Below are 7,549 nucleotides of genomic sequence, written 5' to 3'. Positions count from 1 at the left end.
CGGGGATTTTGGTTTTTTGATGTGGCACTTACGATTTATCGACGCGCGCTTGGAAACTAGTGAGTTTCAATCCCCTCGCGGGGATTTTGGTTTTTTGATGGCGAACTCAACGGTTAGCGTCTCATAGCTGGTCGCCTCGACGGTTTCAATCCCCTCGCGGGGATTTTGGTTTTTTGATGATACCACATCTGTCGCCGCTTTGCAATGCGCTCGCCGCTGCGATTTGCGCGGCAGGGGTGATCTGGTCGTATTGTGTAAAGTCTTTTGCGCTATCTGAAGATGAAAGAATGCTGTTTTTGCCCATTGCAATCCAATCCCGCGCCATTCAGGGGTGGATGTTTACCCGAACGGCGCTTAGATGATGTAGATGTCCTGGCTGGTTTCAGGCGGTGGGCCATCGCCGATGATCTCAATCTGCTCACGACACGAGGCACAAAGCCGGTAGATGCGGAGCCGGTCTCCTTCTTCGTCTTTGATCAGGCGGTTGAGTTTCTGGCGTAGTTGCCGGTATGCCGGTGGTTCGAGATCACACTCAAAGACGCTTTCCAGCACACGCTGGCCGTAGCCCGCTAGCAGTTTGGCGATTTTGAGCCGGCGCTGGTCAACGCTGATGTCGTATGAGATCAGGTAGAACATTGGCCCACCTCTTTGTTCGTTATCGGGCGGTGAATGGTTCGTAGCGCTCCTGTTGGCCGCGAATGACGCGCGCCAGACGCCGGGCCTGCAGGGCGATGCAACGCTGGTAGGTGACTTTGCCCGGCCCGCTGTCGGCACCTTCTGGATGAGTCGCTTCGGTTCGCATCCGCTCTTCAAAGGCGGTCAGGAAGGCACGCCTGCCCTCGTCGGTGATGATGACCGGACGCACTTCGTCACCCGGTTGAAAGTGCTCCAGACGGAGCCGGCCATCGTTGCAGACACGCACAACCAGTGAGTCGATGAGAAGCGGGCGGAACTCTTCCATGAGATCGAGGGCCAGTGATGGCCGTCCGTAGTCGAGGCTGTGCAAAAAGCCAAGGTAGGGGTCGAAGCCGGCAGCCTGTACCGCACCCAGGGTTTTGTGGGCCAGCAGGGTGTAACCGAAGGAGAGTAACAGGTTGACCGGATCGGGCGGTGGGCGACGCTGGCGACTGCGGAAGTCCCATTCTGGCCCGATCAGACTGCGCAGGCCGGCAAAGTAGCGGGCGGTGGCGCTTCCTTCGAGGCCAAGGAGTGCGCTGAGCCGAGTGGTGCGACGCACCCGTTTGATGTAGGCGTCGAGATCGTCAGCAGCAGCCAGCGCTTCCGCCGGTGGAGTCGCCCGGTTGCGGCTGAAGCGCTGGAGCAGCACCCGCTGGTTGCGCAGTTTCCCTTCGACAAAGCTCTGCGCTAAGCGCAGGGTGCGTTCACTGTCGGCAGCACAGGCGTACTGAGCCTGGCGTAAGGCTACATGGGCAGTGATTTGACCGACCAGGCGGCCCTGGTAGCTGCCGTCGACGGTCATGAAGGTGACTTCGATGCCCCGATCAAGGAGTCGTTTGATGGCAGGTGTGCTAATGCCGATGTTGCCAAAGATGACGATGTCGTCGACTTTGACCAGCGGCACGCTGCCGATGATCTCACCCGCTCGCCGCACGACGATCCGTTCACCGTCACAGCCAATTTCGGCTCCCTGTTCAATCAGATAGAGTGTCGCCATTGTCTATCGCCTCGCGTGGTCTGGGCCGATCCGGTTTGCTGAGGAGGCGGGCCTGTCCGAAGCCACGAGTGGTGCCGGCACCGATTCCGCTGAAAAAGGCAAAGCGGGCCAGGACATCAATACAGGCACGCCAATACCGATCCGGATTGATGGCACGGAAGCTGCAACGTCCAACCGCACCGATCTGAATGACGCCACCACTGGTTGGACTGGCTACGCTGCGGAGGTCGTAACGATTGATGGCCAGACATTCCGCAGCAAACCGGCGTACTTCATCGGGAAGCGCCAGCTCCGATGAGGCATTCCACTGTTCCAGCAAACTGCCAAAGACCAGGTCGGGGAGCGGAAGAGGGACATTCAATCCACGCTGACGAAAGGTGGTTGGCGAGGCAAGCTGGAATGTCCAGACGCTCGGAAGCTGGTCGGGCCGGCTGAGCAGGGGCTGAGCCAGTTCCTGGTATGTGGCACTACCTGCCCACGTATGGACAGCACTGCTGTCGGCGCGTGCGGTGATCTGCCATGCCAGCCCGTCAAGATCGAGCGGAGCCAGGGCCGCCGGTGTCCAATCGGTGGCAATCTGCTCGAGTTCGGTACTAAGCAGGGTGACCCGCAGGTGATAGTCACGAGTAGGATCGACTGTTACCTGTAGCTCACCTCCCAGACCCCAGATGTTCGAGACGGTTAACGGTTTGCGACCATTGTCGTCGTGAATGCGGGCAGCCAACGCCGGATCAGCTTGCTGGATGAGGCGGAGAATGGCGGCGTGAGCGGCCCGGCTCAGATTACCGGCAACCTGAGCAACAGCGAGCGGACGTAAGGTGAAGACAATGGCCTGTGGCATACGATATTCCCTGGATCATAGATATGCGATTTGATTGTTAAGGTACCACAGATGCATTACATGATAGTATCCATTGTATCCACTATAAGTATAAGCCCGGCCTGCAATGGGTAGAGAGTATCTACCGCTGGGCAAGCCCATATGGGGCGGAGTGTTTATGGTTGTCTTACCAAATCTTGCGCAACAATATGCATCGTTCAGGTATCATCCTCGTCCAGAAGCGTTACCGGGAGTGCCACTGGCGAGTTGCTCGTGGCAAGTCGTCGGCGTTGTAGGGGCGATGCATGCGACGCCCCTACCAGCGTCCAGCGGTGCATCGTTCAGGTACAGTACCAGCTATGACCGTAACGATCCCATCCAGCATCCCGGTGACCATCCTGGTCACCGGCGCACCACGCACCGGATCGGCAGCATAGCTGCCGCACTCCAAACGCCGCACCACGCACACGACGAGCGGTCAAGGCAACCCATCCAGCACATGGTTGATTAGCCACGGGCAACCCTGCATGGGAACAGTATCTCCTCTGGGAAGTGCTACGACGGTGTACGTAGCAGGAATGCCAGCTTCGCGCAGTCACGCTCAGAAGCGACGCCATACTGCGTGTTGGACAGCATATAATATCCCTTGTAACACCCGATTTATGGACAGACATATGGCTACCACACTGCATATGCTCATCCCAAAAGCTTCACTCAGGTCTGGGTCGCCTGGAGTAAGCGATCCAGGAGCTGGTTGATGGACTGGTAGGGTGATGGTGGCAATGGCTGATGACACACCTGTTCGTAAAGCTGTTCGAGGTGCGGAACGATCTGGTCGGCAGCCGTCGATGGCGCTTCTGGGCCGGCGAAGGCACGGGCCAGCCCCACCTTCTGCACCCCTTCCAGATGATGGGTTAGCTCATTACGCCGCTTGACCAGTTCACCAAGCCGATCAATTGCTACCAGCAAGTTGCATTGATCCGGTTGCGTCCGATCAAGCAGATGGCCGAGCAGTTCCCGCATCAGCGAGCGGTCGGCAATGAGATCGCGGTTCGGATCGCGATCCCGGCTGAGGGTGAATGGCTGCTGATTCAGCCACTCACGCGCCAGATAGGTACCATCTGGATCAGGCTGTCGCTGCCGGTTGCGAAACCGTACCCCGTACCGTAAACAGAGGTAGCGCAGCAGGTTCTCTTCAAACCGTACCACCTGGGTGAGAAAGTCGGCATACAGGCCGATCTGGTAACGAGCCGCCGCTCCATGTACCACTTCAGCCAGCAGGAACTGGCGCACAGGTGTATCGACCTGCTCCAGTAAGGAATCCAGTTCAGCCCGCCACGGCCCGGCATTACGCACCCGCCGCAATGCACTGCGTGCATTGGCAAAGTCGAAATTGAAGCGGTAATGAGCGTATGCGAGCAGGGGCGCAATAATTTGCGCTGCCGTTGGCTCAAGCCGATCGATGATGATCGACTCGTGTTCCAGGAAGGTACGGGCTGCGGCGGCATAGGCATACGACGCGGCATGGGAACGCAGCGAAGCCCGTAACGGCGTAGCCAGCAGGCGTTTGCCGGTGTTCAGGGCAATCGGCAGCTCCTGGTTGGGATGGACGGAGAGGATTTCCGTCTGACTACCAAAGATTTCGGTGCCGGCAATGAGCAGACCGGTCGTCATCGCCGGGGTACCGCCGGTAACTTCAAAAAAGGCGGTATGGTGTGGGTACACCCGTCTCAAATCAGCCAGCCGCCGTTCGAGAAAGCGCAAGGTCAGGTCGTAATCGGAGGGATCGCACCCCTGACCATCTTCGGTCTGGATTGTCCAGATCGTGATCTGCTGTCCGTCGAGCCGCGGGTAGGGGGTGAGACCATCACACAGTAAACGGGCAATAATCTGCGCCGAATAGATGGTATCACTCGACCAGAATTGGGTGTTACCGGCGGGTGGTAGCTGGTCTGAGGCGATCAGGATCACGTGGTCAAGGATGACGTGACGAGTCGCCAGGTAGAGCAGCGCTTTGCTAATGATCGGCAAACTGAACGCGCCACACAATTCAGGATAGTGCGCCAGCGCTGTCTGCGCCCACTGCCGTTCGGAATGGCCGGTCTTGGGAAGAGCGGGATGCATGACATCCCGCCCACCAACATTACAGATCAACAGTGCCTTCATGAGCCTCTCCGCAGCTCGCGTTGAACCGTCTCGGCAATGCGATCAAACGGTGATTTGTGAACGGGATTATCGAGCAGTTCAATCATGTTGTAGAGATCGGGCACAATCTGATCAGCACCACCCTTGTAGGCGCTATCAATCGCTTCCCGTGCGACGCCGGCAAAGCCATGGGCAATCACACTCTGGTTACGTAATTCGGCCAGCGCGTCCAATCGGTTCAGGCGTTCGCGAACACCACCCAGCCGTTCACGGTCTTTCTTCGTAGCAAAGGGAGTACCATCAGCCCGCGTTCCACCATTCAGCACAAACTCCAGCAACGCCTGCATCACCGGGCGGTTCGGGCCATCGCGGTAGCGGAGCGGTTTGCCATCGAGGGTGCGCTGTTCGAGAAAGTCGCGCAGGGTCAGGTTGCCGTCAATCTGCGCCAGATACTGCACCAGACTGGCTTCGCGCTGTTCTTTGCTGAAGTCGGTCGGCAAACCGAGGTATTTCTCGACAATCAAGCGCAACACGCCTTCCTGGAAGCGAAAGAGGCGACCGAGCAGATCGGCGTAACGGCCATTGCGATACGCGATGTCGGCATTGTACGCCACCTCACGCAACAGTGCGGCAGCGTCATTCCGGATCAACTGTTGCAGATCGTCTTGCAACTCACGACAGAACTCGCGAATGCTACCACTGGCGTGGCGTTGCGCCCGTGCACCCGCCTGCATGGCTTGCTGAAAGTCGAAGGCTTCGCGGTAGACGGCGTATTCGAGTAACGCGCTGATCCATTCGCTGACCTGGGCTGACCGCGCACTGAGTAGCGCAGCCGGAAAGTTGCGCTGGTCAAGAGCGTTCAGCGCGTTGACCCGCTGAAAGGCTTTGCTCATCTCTTCCCCAATCCGCAATTCGGTGACCCTGCCACCTTCAGGCGGGTAGATGAAATGGCAGCGATCAGCGAAGGCAATCATCGCCTGAAGCTGAAGCGCAAAATTGCAGGCCGGAATACCACCCGCAGTGAGAATGTAACACCGATCAACCTGCGGATTGACGAAGCGTTGTAGCAGATAGGCATACGCCTCGAAGACCTCGTCGTAGACACTGGGATTGAGATCAGGGCCACGACTGTTCTCGATCCGCACGATCTCTACATTGCTGACCTGACCGGCGAACTGTTCCCTGATCAGACGCTGCGCGATATATGCCAGCCAGATCGTGTCCTTGTCGCGGAGGCTGACGCCGAAGCGATCTGGTTTGGTTGTCTCCGGATTTTCCGGCTGGTCGGTGTAAAAACAGACCAGTCGCAACTGATCACCTGGATGACGCCCGGCAATGAAACGCAAACATGGCTCGATAATCGGCAACTCGAATTGATGTTCGGCAAAACTACGCCAGAGCTGCTCGCCTTCGGAACGTGGATGGCGAGGACGGGTTCCATCAGCGATCAAATCACTGTTACCGAGATTGCACATCACCAGAATAGTCATTTGCCACGCTCCTCTATTGTCAGACAGACCCAACCGGGCGGCAACCAGGGTTGACCGTTGCGCATGATGACGCGCCGCGACGCCGGGAAGAGATCGCCGGCTCGGAAGCGTTCAGAACGCTGCCGGTTCAGTTTCATATTGTAGCCACGAACTGCGCTGACAAACACCTCTTCACGTGTACCTTCACGCAGGATGGTATCGAGCGTTTTGCTGCGCCAGCCAGCCCCCCAGCCGATTGGAAGCAGAAAGGCATTGGTGTGCTCCAGTGCTGCCAGACGTTCGGCCAGATCGGCGTAGAAACGGCTGATCTGCGTAGCAGCGGGTCGGTTGCGAAAGAAGGCTTGTTCGCCTTCGATCAATACTCTGGCCCGCCGCCGACCGAGCGCAGCCAGTTGCGCAGGCTGGAGATATTGCAGCCAGTCGCCGAAATCGATTACCGCACGGGCAGCAGCGTCTGTGAAGGGGTATTGCTCGATGTGCAGCGTTGCCAGCAACGTCGTTCCATCCGGGATTGCCTCGACGGTGATCGGCGAACCGCGTGGGAAGACACGGATTTGTAGCAGTTGTGGGCTTTGCGTCACCGGCTGCGAGTCGCCGATGTGGAAGGTACGCATCACATCACGCAGCAGATCATGGCTTACCCGCTTATCATCGCGCTGCCTGCGACCGTAGAAGATACGTTGTTCAAGCGAACGCGCTGCCTGACGTCTATCTTTGGCACTATTAACCTCATTCAACGCCTGCGCTGCCCGCTGCGGAGCCAGGGCCCAGGCCAGCACTGTGCGCAACGCCCCTTTCAGTGACGAGCCGGGCAAATACAGCCGATCCGCCGGGTCTTTGACACAGGTCAGAATCTCGCTCTGCCCACTCTTCACCTCTGGGCGCCCGGCATACGAGTAGCGGAGCAGACCTGGAACGGTACGAATATCGTCTATCGTTAGCAGACCGGTTTTGAACAAATCGCTGACGCCGCTGTTCTGGAGCAGTTCGGGCGGTATAGCTACTGACTGTGCCGTTCCCAATTCGAGTTCAGCCCGTTCCTGGCGCAGTCGTTTCAGTTCTTCCCTGATATTATTCGCTTCGGCGCTCAAACGTTGCTCCTGCTCAGCCCGCTTGCGCGGGTCTTTCGGCGGTGCTTCATCGAAACGCTTGATGTCCTCGATGTTTCGCTGTCGGCGTCGCCGCAACCGCTCTTCACGCTCGGCCAGCTTCGCCAGCAATTGTTCACGGGACGGTTGGCGCTCGTACCAGCGTTGAAAGGCCAGTTCCAACACAGCATCACTGTTGATAACATAGGTTGTCTGCGCATCGAGGTAGAAATCAACCTCTTCGTGCAGGCAGCCTCCGTCCAGCACGCAGAGCGGGCTGATTACGTCAATGCGCACCTGATAGACCTGATTGATCGACGGCATAGCACTC

The 7,549-nt window shown here is 58.0% G+C and carries 6 protein-coding genes; all 6 read right to left on the bottom strand.

The window, feature by feature from the left end; all coding sequences use genetic code 11:
• Positions 1-354: 354 nt before the first annotated feature.
• Entirely contained in the window at positions 355-636 is a 282-nt protein-coding gene (gene cas2, locus VAE57_RS03610; protein WP_322820536.1) for a CRISPR-associated endonuclease Cas2, read from the bottom strand.
• 19 nt (positions 637-655) lie between these two features.
• A complete protein-coding gene (gene cas1 / locus VAE57_RS03605) occupies positions 656-1,675 on the bottom strand; it encodes a CRISPR-associated endonuclease Cas1 (protein ID WP_322820535.1) in 1,020 nt (339 codons plus the stop codon).
• Positions 1,653-2,516: a CRISPR-associated endoribonuclease Cas6 gene (cas6, locus tag VAE57_RS03600; RefSeq protein ID WP_322820534.1), complete on the bottom strand. Its 864-nt coding sequence runs from the start codon at positions 2,514-2,516 to the stop codon at positions 1,653-1,655. Before cas6 ends, cas1 begins: the two co-directional genes overlap by 23 nt.
• 693 nt (positions 2,517-3,209) lie before the next feature.
• The gene (locus VAE57_RS03595) at positions 3,210-4,661 is read right to left on the bottom strand and encodes a hypothetical protein (protein WP_322820533.1); all 1,452 of its coding nucleotides are present in this window, start codon (positions 4,659-4,661) and stop codon (positions 3,210-3,212) included.
• Positions 4,658-6,130 (bottom strand): hypothetical protein, encoded by a 1,473-nt coding sequence (locus VAE57_RS03590; RefSeq protein ID WP_322820532.1) that lies wholly within the window; start codon positions 6,128-6,130, stop codon positions 4,658-4,660. Before VAE57_RS03590 ends, VAE57_RS03595 begins: the two co-directional genes overlap by 4 nt.
• Positions 6,127-7,542: a type III-A CRISPR-associated RAMP protein Csm5 gene (gene csm5 / locus VAE57_RS03585; protein ID WP_322820531.1), complete on the bottom strand. Its 1,416-nt coding sequence runs from the start codon at positions 7,540-7,542 to the stop codon at positions 6,127-6,129. The genes VAE57_RS03590 and csm5 overlap by 4 nt, the downstream gene beginning before the upstream one ends.
• Between the last annotated feature and the right edge of the window lie 7 nt (positions 7,543-7,549).

Origin of the sequence: Chloroflexus sp., from assembly GCF_034434295.1 — a bacterium.
In the GTDB taxonomy this organism is placed as follows: Bacteria; Chloroflexota; Chloroflexia; order Chloroflexales; family Chloroflexaceae; genus Chloroflexus.
This window is presented reverse-complemented; position numbering and strand designations above follow the sequence as displayed.

Bases quoted from the DNA above. Each gene is read 5' to 3' on its own strand.
- cas1 (WP_322820535.1), bottom strand. From the start codon at position 1,675: ATGGCGACACTCTATCTGATTGAACAGGGAGCCGAAATTGGCTGTGAC.
- VAE57_RS03590 (WP_322820532.1), bottom strand. From the start codon at position 6,130: ATGACTATTCTGGTGATGTGCAATCTCGGTAACAGTGATTTGATCGCT.
- cas6 (WP_322820534.1), bottom strand. From the start codon at position 2,516: ATGCCACAGGCCATTGTCTTCACCTTACGTCCGCTCGCTGTTGCTCAG.
- csm5 (WP_322820531.1), bottom strand. From the start codon at position 7,542: ATGCCGTCGATCAATCAGGTCTATCAGGTGCGCATTGACGTAATCAGC.
- VAE57_RS03595 (WP_322820533.1), bottom strand. From the start codon at position 4,661: ATGAAGGCACTGTTGATCTGTAATGTTGGTGGGCGGGATGTCATGCAT.
- cas2 (WP_322820536.1), bottom strand. From the start codon at position 636: ATGTTCTACCTGATCTCATACGACATCAGCGTTGACCAGCGCCGGCTC.